The following is a 16,989-nucleotide window of genomic DNA, read 5'->3' on the forward strand; positions in this document are numbered from 1 at the left end:
CGTCCTTCCGGGCGATGATAAGCGATAAGAAAAGGAAACTCGTATGGTCGACGAGATTCGCATCTTTCTACAATTCGCTCCTCGTAAAGACGTTCGGGATCAATGTCAGTGTCACTGACCGGCGGAACACCTCCCCCCGAGGCGGAAGTAACTATCTCATACTGTCAAACCACCTATCCTACCTCGACATCTTCATCATCTTCTCGATCTTTCCAGCAACTTTCATTGCGAGCGTCGACGAAGTCAAGGACACGTTCCTCCTCGGAAAGGTGACGGAGCTGAGCGGAGGCTTTTTCGTCGAGCGGAGGAACCGCTCGGGGCTGAGGAGGGAGATCGAGTCGATCACGGACATATTAAGGCTCGGCGTGAACGTAGTGCTCTTCCCCGAAGGGACCACATCGAACGGGGAGCGGGTGCTGCCCTTTAAAACGCCCCTATTGAGCATGGCCGAGAAAGGAGGTGTCGAGATCCTGCCGCTCTGCATAAGATACAGCAGGATCGACGGGGAGGAGCTCAACGAGAACAACAGGGACCTCGTCTATTATTACGGCGACATGAAATTCTTCGATCACTTTAACAAGCTGCTGACAGTTAAATCCATAGACGCAGAATTAATACTGCTTGAAAAAATCGACCCTGATGAAGCTCAGTCGAGAAAGGAGCTTGCGAGCTCTGTATACGGCATTATCAACGACACTTTCCTCAACGGCGCGGCCCCGGATAAAGCCGCCGCGCGATGAGCACCGCATATTCAATAGAGAGCATTTTCACTTTGAATCCGGCAGAAGCTGCTCAGGCTCTGACGAGGAGCGAGAGGGATTCTATATGATACGTTTGAGGAAACATATCGAACGGTTTTAATCTTTGAAGACGATAACCCGAATCTATCAACATCCTCAGATCCCTCGCGAGCGTGGCGGGGTCGCATGATACATAGATGACTTTCCCGGGCGAGAGTCGCGCAATCCCCTCGACCGCTCCCTTTGCGCCCTCTCTCGGCGGGTCGAGCACGACTATATCCACGGGCTTAGCGCCAGGGCCGGTATCTCGCAAGTACTCTTCGCACCGGGCGTTCTGAAAAATTATATTATTTATTCCGTTTAGACTCGCGCTTCTTTTCTCGAGTTCAACCGCTTTTTTACTCAATTCAACCGAAATAACACGTTCTGACGACGTCGCGAGGGGTATGGAAAAATTACCTGCGCCCGAATAGAGGTCGATGACCGTCTCCCCGCCTTTCAGCTCCGCCCACTCGACGACTGTAGAAACAAGAGCTTCGTTGACAGGCGCATTCGACTGCGTAAATAGAGAAGGTGCGGTTAGAAGCCTGAGACCGCAAACGGACAACTCGAACTCTGTCTCGTCCGCTCCCTGAACCGATACGTTTTCCGTCTCCCCGTGCCTTCTCAGGTGCCTAGCGAGCGAACCGAGAGGAGCGGGCCCGCTTCCCGGCCTGGGCGCAAGCGTTATATAAGCCTTCGTCCCGTCCGAAGACAGATATATCCTATCGAGCGGATAACGCGGGTCCCCGATAGAGGAAAGAACGTCCGACAGCCTCGCTATCGCTTTATTTATGACCTCGTCTGCGACCGGACACGAATCGATCTTTACGTTCGTCCTGCTCATCCCGCGGTAATAGCCGACGTGCCAGCCCATTCCGGAATACCATGCCGAAAGCAGGACGCGCCTCCTGTATCCGTACTCGGACGGCGAAGGGAAGATGGGCTCCGGGCGGACATCCCTGATCCCGCCTATCCTCTGAACGGTCTCTCCGAGTATGTTTTCCTTCTCCCTGAGCTGCGCTTCATAACCGAGATTTTGAAGCTGGCATCCGCCGCAGATGTGAAACACACGGCACGGAGGCTCCACCCGTTCCGAGGAAGGCTCGACCAGCGTCTCGATCACTGCTTCGGCGAATTTGCCTCTGTCTCTGGTAACCCTTATATCGACGACGTCGCGCGGGAGCCCGCCCTTTACAAAATAGACCTTCCCCTCTTTCCTCGCTATACCGCTTCCGCCGTATGCAAGCCTCTCTATCTCTACGCGCAACTCTGTCCCCTCATGTTTAAACTATAAACATGGCGTCCCCGTAGCTGAGGAACCTGTAATCCAGCCGGAGCGCCTCGTGATAAGCCCTGAAGATAAAATCCCTGCCTGCGAACGCGGAAACGAGCATAAGAAGCGTCGACCGCGGGAGATGGAAGTTCGTGACGAGTGCGTCTGAAACCTTGAATCCGTAGCCGGGGAGTATAAAGAGACCGGTCTCCCCCCTGCACGGCACGACTTCGCCCGATTCGTTTACCGAGGACTCGAGAGTCCTGAGAACAGTCGTTCCGACCGCTATCACCCTTCCGCCCCGGGACCTCGCGCTGTTAACGGCATCGGCCGTCTCTCGGGGTATCTCGCGGAACTCCCGGTGCATATCGTGCTCTTCGACGAGCTCCGATTTCACAGGCTTGAACGTGCCGATGCCGACGTGGAGAGTGACGTACGCCGTAAGCACGCCTCTCCGCTCGATTTCCTTGAGGAGCGCGGGAGTAAAGTGCAGCCCCGCAGTCGGAGCGGCTATAGCTCCCGGCTTTTCCGCATAGACGGTCTGATAGGAGACCCTGTCCCGGGCGTCGGGCTCGCGCTTGATGTATGGAGGAAGCGGCATCCTGCCCGATTTTTCTATATACGAATCCGGGGCTTCGCTGAATTCTACGAGCCACACGTCTGCGCCATTACTGAAGAGCTTTCCCGAAGGGCCGTCATCGAACCCGATCACAAGCCCCTCTCTCGGATTCCTTACGAGACATGTCCATGTCCGGTTGTCCACCTTTCCGACGAGAAGTAATTCGGCTCTTTCTCCGGATTTTTTCCTGCCGAAGAGCCTTGCCGGTATCACCTTAGTATCATTAAGTACGAGGAGGTCCCCCGTGGTGAGGAGACCGGGGAGTTCTGAGAACTTCCTGTGTGTTATTTCGCCATTCCCCCGGTCAAGTACCATCAGCTTCGAGTTCTGCCTCTCCGCGGCCGGACGGTATGCGATCCGCTCATCGGGCAGATCATAATCGAAGTCTGACGTCTTCATCGGGATCGGATCTACTTCCCCTTCTTTTCGAGGAGCTTCCGGACCGAAAGCCTGAGCGCATTCAGCTTTATAAACCCGGTCGCGTCCGCTTGGTTGTATATGCTGTCCTTCTCGAACGTGGCCAGGTCTTCTTTATAAAGAGAGTAAGGAGAGCGCCTGCCGGCGAGTATGATATTCCCCTTGTATATCTTGAGCCTTATCGTGCCTGTAACGCTCTTCTGCGATTCCTCGACCGCGGCCATGAGCATGTCCATCTCGGGGGAATACCAGAAACCGTAGTATATGAGCTCCGCGATCCTCGGGATGAGGGAGTCCCTCATGTGCATGATTTCCCTGTCCATTGTCAACGATTCGAGCGCCCTGTGAGCGGCGTGGAGTATCGTGCCGCCGGGGGTTTCATAGACCCCGCGGGACTTCATGCCGACGAACCTGTTCTCGACGAGATCGACCCTGCCTACGCCGTTAGACCCGCCTACCTTGTTGAGCACCGTGAGCAGCTCGACCGGGCTGAGCTCCTTACCGTCTACCTTCACCGGAACGCCCTTTTCAAATTCTATGTCGATATAAACGGGCTCGTCAGGCGCCCTCTCGGGTGAGACCGTCATCTCGAACATATTTTCAGGCGGCTCGGACCACGGGTCTTCGAGTATCCCGCCCTCGTAGCTCGTGTGGAAAAGGTTCCTGTCGCAGCTGTAGGGTTTCTGCTGCGTGACCGGGACGGGGATACCGTGCTTCTCCGCGTATTCTATGAGCGAGCTCCTCGAGTTGAGGTCCCACTCCCTCCACGGCGCTATCACCTTGATCGCCGGGTCGAGCGCATAATACGTGAGCTCGAAACGCACCTGGTCGTTCCCTTTTCCGGTAGCGCCGTGCGAGACGGCGAACGCCTTTTCCTTCTTAGCAATCTCTATCTGCTTTTTCGCTATGAGCGGCCTGGCGAGAGAGGTCCCGAGGAGATAAGACCCTTCGTAAACCGCAGCCGATTTTATGGCTTTGAATACGAAATCGCGCACGAACTCGTCCCTCAAATCCTCCACGTACACCTTGCTTGCGCCGGTGCGGAGCGCTTTCTCCTTCGCCTCCTCAAGGTCCTCCCCCTGACCGAGGTCGGCGACGAAGGCTATAATCTCGGCGTCGTATTCCTCAGCCAGCCATTTGAGGATGACAGAAGTATCGAGCCCGCCGGAATAAGCCAGCACTATTTTGTCGGTCTTGCTCATAATATGATATTCCTCCATTAAACCGAGACAGCTCGGACATCAAGTTTCGGATCAGATTTGTAATTTCTCTCGCAGATAAACGCCGTCACGAAGAATAATAATCAACGTGGCCAGCTATGCTCCATGCTCCGACGGGGGCCTGAGATCGTGGAGGTAAAACTTTGCGTTGTGACTCTCATAAAATTTCTCGAGCGTAAAACCTATGTACTCTATCTTCTCCTGGTCATCACCCATGTATGAGGCGCGTTTTACCTCGTCCGATATCTTGCAATTTACCGGAACGTCGTTCGAGGGCTCCTCGTGCGAGATGAACCTCAGAGTCAAATCGCCGTTCTCCATTTTGAAATCCCTGGGTATGACAAAACCAACCGCCATTTTCGCGCTGATCAGCTCTACTATAAGCAGTCTTACGACGCTCGTGCCGATCCCTTCCGTACCGCCCTCGACCTCGAACCTGTAACCGAAATAATCGAGACTCTGATTCTTTTCGTGGAGGGATCGCAGATACCAGTAGTCTTCCGAATCAACCCAGCACATAATCTGAAGCATTCTCGCCTCCAAATCCAGATCAATATTTTAGTAAGAAACCCCGTTTATTATACCCACAAAAAAATTCGCCGCTCACGGACGGGAACTAAACAAGCCCTATTACGCTCAACTGACTTCCGACCCCCTTACCTTCCCGCCTGTAGGAAAAGAAACCCGGATTACATTTAGTGCATATCCCGAGATTTTCGATATTAGCGACGCCTACCTTCTCGAGCATGCCCCTGTTTATTCCCGGAAGGTCGAGCATATATTTGAAACTATCTGTCTCCGCTAGATATTGACCCCAGTCCTCGAACCTGTCTCTGAACAGGGACGCCACGTCCTCGCCGACCTCATAGCAGCACTTCCCGACCGAAGGGCCTATAACGGCGCTGAGGTCGGAGGGTTTGAGTCCGTATTCCTCATCAATTTTCTCAAGTGTCGAGTCCAGTATCCGCAGCACCGTACCTCGCCATCCGGCGTGTACCGCCCCGGCCACTGTTCCGTCATGGTCCGTGAGCAGTATAGACACACAATCCGCCGTCGATATGCCGACGCCGATGCCCCTCAAGGACGTCACTATAGCGTCCCCCTCCGAGACCTTAGCCAGCCCCAGCGCGGCTTTGTCCCTCAGCACGAAGACCCCCTTCCCGTGAACCTGATTGAGTGTTGCCAAGCCGGAAAACCCGAAGTACCCCGCGACTTCGGAAGGGTTTCCATCGGCGTCCCTGTCCGCAAAGCCGTGAGCAACGCCGGGGAGTGAAGACAGCAGCTTTGATTTGATCCAGCCCATGATCTAGAGACTATTTTCCCCGGATTCGGCGAGAATGTTAAGGGCTTCATTCATATCCCGCGGAACGGCGGCCGTAAATTCAACGAACTTTTGAGTATGGGGATGGAAAAAGCCGATCCTGGACGCGTGGAGGGCCTGCCTTCCTATTTTCCCGGCCGCGGCGGCTACCGCCGCCGACTTATGTTTTTTGAATCCGTACACAGAGTCGGCAAGTATCGGATAGCCGTTCTCGGAAAAGTGGACCCTTATCTGATGCGTCCTGCCCGTTTTGGGCTCGGCTTCGACAAGGCAAGCGTCTTTAAACCTTTGTACGACTTTCCATAGCGTAAGCGACTCCCTGCCGGCCTTCGCCTTCGAAGACATTTTTTTCCTGTCTACAGGATGCCTCCCAATTTTAGAGGAAAATGTCCCTGAATCCTTTTTTAAATTCCCCTCGACAATGGCCAGGTATTTCTTCTCGACCGCCCTCGTCTTGAACTGATTTACGAGTGAGTTATGGGCTCTGTCGTTTTTCGCGACTACCATTACGCCCGACGTGTCCTTGTCGAGACGGTGCACAATGCCGGGTCTTATCTTGCCGCCGATTCCCGAAAGGTTCTTAAACCTGAAGAGGAGCGCATTTACGAGCGTCCCGCTCCTGACGCCCGCGCCCGGATGCACGGCCATGCCCGGAGGCTTGTCCACGACGGCTATGCAGTCATCCTCATAGAGAATGCTAATGGGAACGTCCTCGGGAACGACGTCCAGAGGCTCGGGCGCCGGCAGCGTGACCAGCACCTCTTCCCCGCATTCGAGTTTCCTCGAAGGTTTAATATGCTCACCCCCGACAAGCACGAGCCCTTTCTCTATCAAACCCTTTATCCGGGACCTGGTGAGCCCCGCAAGAAAATGGGGGAGGGCGGTGTCCGCCCTGATGCCCGAAAGCTCGGGAGGGACAACAAAGGTTTTCGTTTTCTCCTCTTTATTCATGGCAGCCGGGAAAAAAGTTATTCCGAGGGAGGATTATTTCTTTTCTCTCCTCTCCTGCATTATCTGCTTCACTGCGGTTGAGATTACGCCCGGAAGATTCTTGTTCCACCTGAGATTTCTGAGATCGAAGTCCCTCAACTGCCTTATTAAATTTATGGAGATGTGCGACGGAGTCTTCGGGTTATTGACGAGGGACAGCTTTACCTGATAGAGCCTCGCCCATCTCCTGCTGTCCGCTATCTCTCTCAGTATCTCCTCGTTCACGATCTTCGACTGGGAAATGAGCACGATTTCACTGTCGGTAAGTCTCGGGTTCTTGAGCACGGCCTTGGACACTATCCTGTTCGGGTCTTTTATCAAAATGGTCCGGGCCTCCCTGTTGCCCAGTATGGCGAGCTTGATCTTCTGGCCTATATTGAGCATGCTGATCTTCACCATTACATTCTGATTGTGGGTATCCGGCGCATGCTCTTCCTCCTCGCCGGAGTCCTCAACGAGCTCGGCGTCGAGATCAATACCGTCAAGGAACGACTCGTTCACGCCTTCGATGAGCGCGGCTGCTTCTTCGGCGGGGACGACATCCTCATCGGGAAGAGGCGTTTCTTCCCCAGGGAATCCGGTCATTGCCGACTTTTTGCCGAGATAGAGCTTCAGGAATTCGAGCACTCCGTCGAGAGTGGACCGCGTTACGGCCGGGTTTTTGCTGAGAGACTCCACTATGCCGTCTGAACGTGCGACGCGCTCATGGTTATTGGCGATGAGCTCTATGAGACCCTGGTAGTGTGTTTTTTCCGCGAGATATGCGACCGCGGCGTCCGGTGTCGAGTTGTTAAGCGCAATTTGCTGGAGGCGGCTTTCATCCTCCAGTACTCGCGCGAAATGATCGAGGAGCCCGGGGTGGGTGCCTGAATCCGTAAGCACGTTCGAAATAACGTCGGGCGGCATACCGCTCAGGGTCTTCCGGGCTTCATCCGCAACTTCCCGGTCATCGTCACGGGTGAGAACATACAGGATAAGAGTGAGATCTTTAGGTGTTGCGGGCACGAGCCCCTGAGCCGCCATCAGGCGGAGCTCTTTGGGACGGGTTTTGTCCGTGAATTGTCTCAGGGAATCAGGTAAGTTTTCAGCCATAATCTCCTACGCCGGCCGCGGTCACAAGATACAACACGGGTAAATATACCGTAAATTCGGATACCGGGACGACTGTCCGCGGTCCGTGTCCCGGCGAGGCATTGAATGACGGGGGAACCGGAGAGGCTTGACTTATTCCGTTTTTGACAACATTTCTTTATGATGCCGGAGCATCACTGATCGAGGAGGAACAGAGATGGCAGGGGATGAAAATATAGTCAGAAAGTACGAGGGAAGATGGGCGACCAAACCCGAGCAGGTCGATGAAGGCATACTGTTCAGCTTTTATTCACCCGGCGCCAGAGAGATTTTTTTATCAGGGGATTTTAACGGGTGGAAGCACGGCACTCTCCGCCTCGTCAAAGGGGGTGACAACGTTTGGCGCATCATACTCAGGCCTGCACCCAACAGGTCTTATGACTATAAGTACATTGTCGACGGGAGCTGGATCACGGACCCGAATAACCCCGACCTGAACCCCGATATTGCAGGCGGAGCCAATTCGATAATATATATAGGCGAGAAAGGGAACCTGCTTGCGAAGGACGACCCGGAGAGGCACAAATTCACCCTCGAAGGCAGGGGCATACAGCACGGCACATTCTCCTCCGAGAGGTATAAAAGGAGTTTCGACCTCTATTACGTACTGCCTCCCGGTTATAGCGGCGAGCCCCTTCCGGCGGTCATATGTCTTAATAATTACATAAAGTCCCAGGAAATAGACAGGTACTGCCGGAAATACGGATACATCGGCATACTCCCTTCGCCCGATATAGGCGGGGATTATATAAGAAAAGGCAAGCTCAACATATTTTCTGAGCTCGTAAAAGAAGTGAAGGAGCGGTTCAGAATCGACGATGACAGATTATATGTAACCGGCATGTCCAACGGAGGACTCGAGGCGTTTCTCGTATCACTATATTTCCCCGACCTGATAGCCGCGTCAGCCGTCGTGTTCGGGCCCTACAGGCTTAGGTACTATAAGGACAAAATCAGCCAAATGAATAAGGATGAGATCAAGAGATTTTTGGCGAACCTCGAATTCCCGCAGAGGATGCTCCCGAACCTAATCAACACCCCCGTGTACATTTCCCACGGCGGAGGGGACGAAGCCGTGCCTGCCGACGACGCCATAGTGCTCCACGAAATACTTGAGAAGCTCGGAACACCCGTGAAGTTCAATTTTTATCCCAAAGAAGGCCATACATGGCTCATGGTCGACGAAGACCTGCCGAACGTATTCGACTGGTTCGGGAAATTCAAACGCAATAAATACCCCAGGAGCATCTACTACACCGCCCCTTTCGGGATATTCAAGAATAAAGTTTTCTGGGCCGAATTCATGCCGTACGAGGTGACGCAGCCCGTTAGGATCCGCGTGGGCGTTACAGGAGATAAGGGCATACGCATAGATTCGGATAACGTGAAAAAGATAACATTGAACCCGTCCGAAGAGCTTATACGAATATCCGAGAACACTAAGATAGATACGGTAAGCAAAAATGCCAACATAGATTTAAATACGGATGTCAACGAAGCGGTAATCACATTTTAGCGCAATGTCCGGTATGACTATGAACAACGCAGAATCGGTGGAGCAGGAGCTTCTTTCAATACCTTTCGGGAACAGCAAGGTAGACGCCCTCTTTTACAAAAGCCCCCTGAGACCGGGCGGTCAGGAGAAAGAACCGGTCATCATCCATATACACGGGTTCCTCGGGAATTTCCTCGAAGGGAGCCAGCGCTATCTGCCGCCGATCCTTGCCGAGGCCGGTTATTCTTCTCTGTCCATAAATACGCGCATGGCCACTTTCGGCCTCTTTTTCGGATACGGGATCATCGACGATACGATTCCACAGATAGATACGGCGATCGTTTATCTGAAAAACATGGGCTATTCCAAGATTATCCTGTCAGGGTACAGCCTCGGGAGCAGCATCGTGCTCAGGTACGTATCGCTCAGGAACGACCCGGCTCAATTCCCGGCTCTCAAAGGCATCATCGCCCTTTCGACACCATACTCGACCGCAGAGACGATACGGAACAGATGGAACAAGTGGGGGAGCAACCCTTCTTACGACGAGATATACAGGAGGGTGAAAGAGACGCTCAAACCGGACCCGTACACCTCTTCCGAGGACCGCACCGTGATTATATACAAAGCCAGGGGAGATACGCTCAACCCCGAACACACGGAGCTCTACACGTACAAGACCTGGTGGTACCTGGCGGGGCCGGAAGCGGAATCCTCGAAGTGCTACAAGCAGATCGCAAGAATCAGGATACCGATACTGCTTATCCAGGGCAGACAGGACGCGGAGCTCGGACCCGGAGAAGCCGACGACCTCGCAAGAATAGCCCGTAACGCGGGCAACAGGGACGTGTCCGCGCTTTACCTGGACGCGGATCACAACTTCGACGGTAAAGAGGAGGAACTGGGGGAGGCAATAAAAAAGTGGCTCGGCAGAAGATTCGGATATAAGCAGCTTGCCCCAAAATGATCCATAGACAGCGGAAGCTCATAAACATAAATTCAAAAGACGATTTCCTCATCCACTCCCTCCTGGTCACGTGCGAATACGAGAAACCGGAAGACCTCTTCGAGACACCCATAGTGATCATGGTGCACGGGGTCCTCGGTCATTTCCTGGCGCGGGGAACCCCGCGGCAGCTGCCCCCGCTCCTGGCCGAGCGCGGCATAAATTCCTTCTCTATAAACACCAGAATGGCTCATCTGGGACAAATATTCGGCAGGGCGATATTCGACACGACGGAGTACGACATAGAAGCAGCCGTGAAATTCCTCAAAAAAGAGGGATACACGAAGATATTCATACTGGGCTTCAGCCTCGGTGCGAACCTGGCCGCTTACTATGCGGCGAACAGACCCGAGCCCGAGGTGAGGGGGCTGATACTCGAAGGCTGCGCGTATTCCCTGCCGGATTCCCAGAAAAAGAGGTGGGACAAATGGCGGAGCGTCCCGTCCTACGACGAGGTATACGAAAAGGCGAGAGAGCTGCTCGGCCCCGACCCTCTTACGAGCCCACGGGACGAGATATTCCTCGTCAACAGGGCGTGGGGCGATACGTTCAGTCCTTTCCACAATGAAATCTACACGTACAAGACCTGGTGGTTCATGAGGAGCCCTGAGGCCCATCATGCAAAAACCTGCACAGTTATCCGGAGTGTGAAGATACCTCTGCTCTTCCTTCAAGGCGTGAACGACGACATACTCGAAGAACGTGAGGCGAGGGATCTAGCCCGGCTTGCGGTGGAAGCGGGAAACGCCTCGGTCGAGGTGAGATACATAGAGAACGCACAGCACGACTGCATGGAAAACCCTGATGCCGCATCTGATGTTATAGCAGCGTGGATCGGGAGCATCGCGGGGAAAAGCGCATAAGAAGAATCCATGATCTGTATCCTGTCGGAATAACCGACTTACCCTTCAATAAACCCTCAAGAGAGAGACAGCGCATATCGGCCCGTTAGAATTCAAAGCCATGATTTGACCCGGTTTATGACGAAATTTGTAATAATTTTGATATAGTTTCAACGATTACGCAAAAAAAGTAAAATATAGAAGCAGCTTACAGAGCGGATAGCTTGTGGCATGGATTTTGCTCATTTTAATTGAAGGCATTTTATAGATCGGCACAACGGCTCTATCGATTACTTACGGCTTTTTAATTTTTTATAAAGAGAGAAGCAGACTGTTGAGTTTGGAAGACCCAGATGGTTAAAAGGCAAGTCATAAATCTAGCGGAACCCGAATCCGCCGGTGCAAAAATCGTAACACTAAAGTGGAGCGAAATTCTCGAAAGCGCATTCGAATACTACAAAGCCGATTATATACCCGCATGGGCGCTTAACCAGACACACCTCAACAGCTCAGGAGACAAGCTGTTCATATCGAAAAAGAGCAGCGAGTGGGTGAGCTGGGAGAAGATAGACGCGTCTGAACGACCCGATATCGCGACCCTCTTCGACCTTCTGCCGGACCTTCCGGAAGACGGCCAATACAAGAGGCTCATTCGAGAGCTTGTCGATGAAGGAGTAAGGGACCCGGAAGACCACTTCTGGGAGAACATGTTCTCGTACAGATCGGCGAAGGACCTTTTCGTAAACGGAAAGAGGTACAGGATCGAATGGGAAGCATAAACCTTTCGCTGCATACGTCTCCGATACAGATAAAGCCTATTCCGTAACTACTCTGACAGAGATGCGTTTTCCTCGCATAAGCTCCCTTGCGCTTCCCTGATTCACCGATATCTCGAGAAGACCTGAACTTCCTATTATTGCCACGAGCTCGCCCTTTTCGGCCTCCCCGTACGCACCGGATACGCCGTCTATACCGTGTCTGCCTGCATAAATCCGGGAGCCCGTCCCGACCGCCTTTCCCGGTATGTTCGTGATGAGGTTTCCGAAGGAATCCGCGTACAGGACCTCACCCGATATTTCATTACCATATACGGACGGCTGAGGAATCTCGAGTTTAACCGGCTCTGGCGCCTTATCGCCGAGCTCGCGAATCCCGACCCCTGATGAGATGTGAGCCGCCGCGGGGGCGAAAATGTCCCTCCCGTGGAACGTGGCGCTCACATCCTTGAGCATGTATCGTGACCTTGTGATCTCTATTGCAACCGGGCTGTCGAGGCAACCTAGCGCAGGGGAGAATATGCCGTTATCGGGTCCGACGAAGAAATAACCACCGGCCTCAATCGCAATGGGGCGCCTCGGTCCTCCCACGCCGGGGTCTACAACGGCAACGTGGACCGTCCCATGCGGAAAGCAGCCATAATAATTTCTGAGCTTGAAGGCTGCTTCGAATATATTGTACTTCTCTATCTCGTGCGTGATGTCGACGATTACCGCATCCGGGTTTATCCCGAGGATCACCCCCTTCATCACGCCCGCATAATGGTCTTTAGTCCCGAAGTCGGTAATCAATGTAATGACGTTTTTCAAGGCCCTTTGCCCTTTTGAAAAATAGTGCTAAATTGGTCGATAATTACAATAACGCAATAATAAGGAAATGAAAATGAAGCTCGCCATACTGGGGTCAGGCACATGCGTGCCTTATACGGAGAGGGGGTCGTCGGGATACGCGCTCGAGCTTCCGGGAGCCCGGATATTGCTCGACTGCGGGAGCGGGACGACGTGGAAGCTCGCCCGTGCGGGAATAAGCTATCTCGACATCGACCACATTTTTCTTTCGCACCTCCACCCGGACCATACGGGCGACCTCGTGCCTTTTCTCTTCGCCACCAAGTACGCGTTCGGGTCGCCTTACGGCTCAAGGCGCGAAAAACCGCTCAAATTATGGGGAGGGCCGGGGTTCGTGAAGTTCTTCGAAGCGCTCAAGAACGCGTACAGGGACTGGATACTGCCAGATGGGCTATCCGTAGAAGAGATCGGTATCGGCACGAGAGACTTCGGCAGATTCTCTCTGACAGCGGCAGGGGTGACGCACATAGAGAGCAGCCTCGCTTATAGAATCGACGCCGGGGGGAAGTCAATCGCCTACTCGGGCGATACGGACTACTCGGAGGCACTTATCGAGCTCGCCCGCGGGGCGGATGCGCTCGTAATAGAATGCGCGCTTCCGGATGACAAGTTGAAAAGGAGCGGACATCTCACCCCTGGCGAGGTCATTGAAATCGCGAACATGTCGGAGGCGAAGAGGATCATAGTAACGCACCTCTATCCCGCATGCGATGAAATGAATGTCGTAGAAAGGATAAGGAAAGGCGTAAACGCGGAAGTCATCGAGGCCCGCGATCTCCTCGAGATCGAGATATAAACTCCTGACCGCCGTCACACCGCATAACCGGTTGACAATAAAAGACGATACTGCTTTAATGAGTGAAGGAGGTAACGACAATGGAGCTAATGGAAGCTATAGGAAGCAGAAGGAGCATCCGTTTCTACAAACCCTGGAAGGAGGTCGAGGACTGGAAAATACAGACGATGCTTCAGGCCGCGCGTTATGCGTCGTGCCAGGGGAACTGCAACTCGACGGAAGCGATAGTCATCGATAAAAAGACCTACCCCAAAGAGGATTTCGAGAAGATAATCGAATGCGCGTCCCCCTTCAACGAGATACACCTGAGGCAGGCCCCGATAGTCATAGCGTGGCTCATAAACCTCGATGCCTGGTACCAGGAGCTCGTCCAGTCGTTCGCGGTGCTGTTTCCGGCTAGAGCGATAACGGCCGCTCACGGATGGACTTACCAGCTCCTTACAGAGGTCACTTACCCGCGCCTCATGAGCTTCCCCAAGGACAGGACTGAAGACCTGCTCAGGATCGAAGCCGGGCAGGCCATTGCAAACGCCCTTCTAGCCGCGACAGAGCTCGGCCTGGGCTGCTGCCTGCTTGCCACGGGGAGAAAACCGGCCGATTTCCCCAAGGTGCTCGGCGTTCCTGAAAATATCGTACCTATATGGCTCATGTCCGTGGGCTATGCGGCGGAATCGCCCGGACAGAGGCCGAGAAAACGGTTCGACAGGCTCTACCACCTGAACAAATACGGGAACCCCCTCAGGGAAGACGAAAAGGTCAAGCAGGAGCTTGCGCTGAAAAAGATGATACAGCCGATGGACCCGCTTCCGGGGAGGGAAGAGGAACTGAGGCATATATGCAGGATGTTCGGGCTCAAGGAAGACATGCCCGATATGCCCAGGGACAAGATAAAAGCCCTTTACGAGGAAGACTCGCCCTATTACGGCGAGCTCCCGCCGGGACTCGAGGAAAAGGGAGTCTGATACCGACAAGGAGATACCCGGAGAATATTCACGCGCGCTCGCTTTTTGAGGAGCGGGAGAGGAGCTTCATCGCGGCTTCCTTTACCTCATCCACGCTTATATCCGCAAGGCATCTCACACCGTAAGGGCACCGAGGGGTATATCCGAACCTCGTGCAGGGACTACAGTCGAGGTGCCTGTTGATCACTACGTGATTCTCCCCCCGTGGCGCCCACTTATTTTCTATGCCCGCGCCGAACAGGGACAGAGTAGGAGTTCCGACTCCGTATGCTATGTGCATGAGCCCCGTATCACCCGAGATAAATAGATCGAGCTCCGAAATAACGGCCGCCGTCCCTCCGAGCGTGGTACACCCGACGTAGTCCAAAAGGTATCCATCGATACACCTGTTTTTAAAAAATTCTGCGCCGCTCTTTTCCGCTTCGCCTCCGAGAATCACGGTGCCTATATTCTCCTCCTGGAGCCTACGCGACAGGTCCGCGAATTTATCTGCGCCCCACCTTCTTTCAGAGACCGTGGCTCCGGCGAATATGCCTACGGCCGCTTTTTTACCTTTCCTGAAGTCCGAAACTGCAGAGGTTATATCGTCATGAGATCGCAGGACGAGCGGCATGAACGGCCTATCCCTATCGAACTCGTATTTCTTCCCGGTGAGAGCCGATACGAGATTGAGAAAGCTCACGGCTTCGTAATCGTCATGACTGTAGGGGACCTTGCGCGTGTATAGCCCGGCCCTTTCATTCGTCGCAAACCCGACCCGCTCGGGGGCGCGCGCGAGGTAAGCGAGCGCAGCCGTCATGCGGTGCCACTGCTCCGTGTCTATCACTACATCGTACCCGCCCCTTATCACTCTATGGAGCGTCTCGTGGGGCTGCCTGTCGTAAAGAAGGAGGTTGTCTATATACGGGCACACGGCGAATATTCCCCAGTTCCTTTTCTCGGCGAGCACATCGATCGTATAGTCCCTGTAATGGTTCCTGAGCTCGGAAAGGGCCGGATAGAGGAGCACGGCGTCCCCTATGCCGCCCGGCCTTATGACAAGTATCTTACGGCTCTCCCTTTCCCCTGTTTTCCTGGGGCTGACCATTAATTTAGAGACCGAACAGGAGATACTTCCCAGCACACCGTCGAGTCTCTTGAGCCCTTCTATCTTCCAGTTCATATCGTTTGACCGGGCATGTTTATAGCGGTATACGCGCAGCCTGCGAGCACGCTCCGACCTCTAGTATAAATCTTGCGGGATGAATAGGGTAGGCTGAAATCGAATCTTCGGAATTATCTGCAAGCACTAAAAAACCGGAAACTGCTGCGCATCCCTGCGCAAGGAGGCAGGCCCGCTCAGTGCTTCTTGCGTCAAGCCACAGTTATATCCTCGTCGAGGTAAACGTTCTGAACGGCGTTAAGTATCTCGACGCCATCTTTCATAGGCTTCTGGAAAGATTTGCGTCCCGTGATGAGCCCCATGCCGCCCGCCCTCTTGTTAATGACCGCCGTCCTCACGGCCTGTGCGAGGTCGTCCTCTTCCCTGCCCGTGGAAGCGCCGCCTGAATTTATCAGTCCCGCGCGGCCCATGTAGCAGTTCACGACCTGATATCTAGTGAGGTCGATCGGGTGATCGGAGGTGAGCTTCGAGTAGACCTTGGGGTCGGTCTTGCCGAACTTGAGCGCGAGGAACCCCCCGTTATTCTCCGCCTGCTTCTGCTTCACTATGTCGGCCTCTATAGTGGCCGAGATATGGTTCGCCTGCCCGGTGAGGTCGGCAGATAAATGGTAATCCACCTTCTCGGTGCTGAACGCCGGGTTCCTGAGGTACGCCCAGAGCACGGTAACGAGACCGAGGGTGTGGGCGTAACTGAACGCCTCCGCGACCTCCTGTATCTGACGGTCGCTCTCCTCGGAGCCGAAGTAAATGGTGGCTCCTACGGCGACCGCCCCCATCTGAAAGGCCTGGTCCACGTTCGCGAACATTATCTGGTCGTATTTGTTCGGATAGGTGAGTAGCTCGTTGTGATTGAGCTTTACTAAAAACGGAATCTTGTGCGCGTATTTCCTCGATACCGCGCCCAGAACGCCGAGCGTGGAAGCGACTGCGTTGCACCCTCCTTCAATCGCGAGCTTGACGATATTCTCAGGGTCGAAATAGATGGGATTTGGCGCAAAGGATGCCCCGGCCGAGTGCTCTATCCCCTGGTCGACTGGCAATATGGACAGATAACCGGTGCCGGCGAGCCTGCCCGTGTTGTACATCAACTGGAGGTTCCGAAGCACGGAATTAGGCCTGTCGGAAGGAGCGTAGACCCTCTCGACGAAATCAGGGCCTGGCAGATGCAGCAAGTTCCTCGAAACGGTTTTGCACTTGTGGTCGAGCAGGTATCCGGCCTCTTTGCCGAGCAGTCTGACTACGGAATCCGTCCCTTCTTTCACTTTTGCCTTCGCCATTTTTACACTCCGTTTATTTGTTACTGATATGTGATTTTAAAGATAACACGAAATCATTTGGATGGATAGAT

The 16,989-nt window shown here is 53.8% G+C and carries 17 protein-coding genes; 7 read left to right on the forward strand and 10 right to left on the reverse strand.

Annotated features, from left to right (window positions below; translation table 11 throughout):
- Positions 1-14: 14 nt before the first annotated feature.
- Positions 15-740 (forward strand): lysophospholipid acyltransferase family protein, encoded by a 726-nt coding sequence (locus AB1598_08670; GenBank protein MEW6145073.1) that lies wholly within the window; start codon positions 15-17, stop codon positions 738-740.
- A gap of 52 nt (positions 741-792) precedes the next feature.
- Here AB1598_08670 and AB1598_08675 read toward each other — a convergent pair whose 3' ends face one another.
- The 7 genes from AB1598_08675 to AB1598_08705 form a co-directional block, all read right to left on the reverse strand.
- Positions 793-2,049, reverse strand: coding sequence for a class I SAM-dependent RNA methyltransferase (locus AB1598_08675; GenBank protein ID MEW6145074.1), 1,257 nt, complete (start codon positions 2,047-2,049; stop codon positions 793-795).
- Between the two features lie 16 nt (positions 2,050-2,065).
- Positions 2,066-3,073, reverse strand: a complete 1,008-nt coding sequence (queA, locus tag AB1598_08680) for a tRNA preQ1(34) S-adenosylmethionine ribosyltransferase-isomerase QueA (GenBank protein ID MEW6145075.1) — start codon at positions 3,071-3,073, stop codon at positions 2,066-2,068.
- Positions 3,074-3,084: 11 nt separating this feature from the next.
- Positions 3,085-4,293, reverse strand: a complete 1,209-nt coding sequence (locus tag AB1598_08685; GenBank protein MEW6145076.1) for an argininosuccinate synthase — start codon at positions 4,291-4,293, stop codon at positions 3,085-3,087.
- Between the two features lie 114 nt (positions 4,294-4,407).
- Positions 4,408-4,842 (reverse strand): hypothetical protein, encoded by a 435-nt coding sequence (locus AB1598_08690; GenBank protein MEW6145077.1) that lies wholly within the window; start codon positions 4,840-4,842, stop codon positions 4,408-4,410.
- An 85-nt stretch (positions 4,843-4,927) separates the two neighbouring features.
- Positions 4,928-5,614, reverse strand: a complete 687-nt coding sequence (gene pgeF, locus AB1598_08695) for a peptidoglycan editing factor PgeF (GenBank protein MEW6145078.1) — start codon at positions 5,612-5,614, stop codon at positions 4,928-4,930.
- 3 nt (positions 5,615-5,617) lie between these two features.
- Positions 5,618-6,583, reverse strand: a complete 966-nt coding sequence (locus tag AB1598_08700) for an RluA family pseudouridine synthase (protein MEW6145079.1) — start codon at positions 6,581-6,583, stop codon at positions 5,618-5,620.
- 33 nt (positions 6,584-6,616) lie between these two features.
- The gene (locus tag AB1598_08705; protein MEW6145080.1) at positions 6,617-7,714 is read right to left on the reverse strand and encodes a hypothetical protein; all 1,098 of its coding nucleotides are present in this window, start codon (positions 7,712-7,714) and stop codon (positions 6,617-6,619) included.
- Between the two features lie 196 nt (positions 7,715-7,910).
- Here AB1598_08705 and AB1598_08710 point away from each other — a divergent pair, with 196 nt between their 5' ends.
- From AB1598_08710 to AB1598_08725, 4 genes are all read left to right on the forward strand, one after another.
- The gene (locus tag AB1598_08710) at positions 7,911-9,269 is read left to right on the forward strand and encodes a prolyl oligopeptidase family serine peptidase (GenBank protein ID MEW6145081.1); all 1,359 of its coding nucleotides are present in this window, start codon (positions 7,911-7,913) and stop codon (positions 9,267-9,269) included.
- A 19-nt stretch (positions 9,270-9,288) separates the two neighbouring features.
- Positions 9,289-10,215 (forward strand): hypothetical protein, encoded by a 927-nt coding sequence (locus AB1598_08715; protein MEW6145082.1) that lies wholly within the window; start codon positions 9,289-9,291, stop codon positions 10,213-10,215.
- Positions 10,212-11,117 carry an alpha/beta hydrolase gene (locus AB1598_08720; GenBank protein MEW6145083.1) on the forward strand — a complete coding sequence of 302 codons (906 nt, stop codon included), beginning with the start codon at positions 10,212-10,214 and terminating at the stop codon, positions 11,115-11,117. The genes AB1598_08715 and AB1598_08720 overlap by 4 nt, the downstream gene beginning before the upstream one ends.
- A gap of 332 nt (positions 11,118-11,449) precedes the next feature.
- Complete coding sequence (locus AB1598_08725) at positions 11,450-11,875, forward strand: hypothetical protein (GenBank protein MEW6145084.1); 426 nt, start codon at positions 11,450-11,452, stop codon at positions 11,873-11,875.
- A gap of 36 nt (positions 11,876-11,911) precedes the next feature.
- Here the strand turns inward: AB1598_08725 and AB1598_08730 are convergent, their stop codons facing one another.
- Positions 11,912-12,682 (reverse strand): SAM-dependent chlorinase/fluorinase, encoded by a 771-nt coding sequence (locus AB1598_08730; GenBank protein MEW6145085.1) that lies wholly within the window; start codon positions 12,680-12,682, stop codon positions 11,912-11,914.
- 73 nt (positions 12,683-12,755) lie between these two features.
- Between AB1598_08730 and AB1598_08735 the strand changes: the two genes are divergently transcribed.
- A complete protein-coding gene (locus tag AB1598_08735) occupies positions 12,756-13,517 on the forward strand; it encodes a ribonuclease Z (GenBank protein ID MEW6145086.1) in 762 nt (253 codons plus the stop codon).
- Positions 13,518-13,597: 80 nt separating this feature from the next.
- The gene (locus AB1598_08740) at positions 13,598-14,479 is read left to right on the forward strand and encodes a nitroreductase family protein (protein ID MEW6145087.1); all 882 of its coding nucleotides are present in this window, start codon (positions 13,598-13,600) and stop codon (positions 14,477-14,479) included.
- A gap of 28 nt (positions 14,480-14,507) precedes the next feature.
- Here the strand turns inward: AB1598_08740 and AB1598_08745 are convergent, their stop codons facing one another.
- Positions 14,508-15,641: a glycosyltransferase family 9 protein gene (locus tag AB1598_08745; protein MEW6145088.1), complete on the reverse strand. Its 1,134-nt coding sequence runs from the start codon at positions 15,639-15,641 to the stop codon at positions 14,508-14,510.
- Between the two features lie 191 nt (positions 15,642-15,832).
- Complete coding sequence (locus AB1598_08750) at positions 15,833-16,918, reverse strand: class I fructose-bisphosphate aldolase (GenBank protein ID MEW6145089.1); 1,086 nt, start codon at positions 16,916-16,918, stop codon at positions 15,833-15,835.
- Between the last annotated feature and the right edge of the window lie 71 nt (positions 16,919-16,989).

Source organism: Thermodesulfobacteriota bacterium (genome assembly GCA_040754335.1).
Lineage (GTDB): Bacteria > Desulfobacterota_D > UBA1144 > Nemesobacterales > UBA2774 > 2-12-FULL-53-21.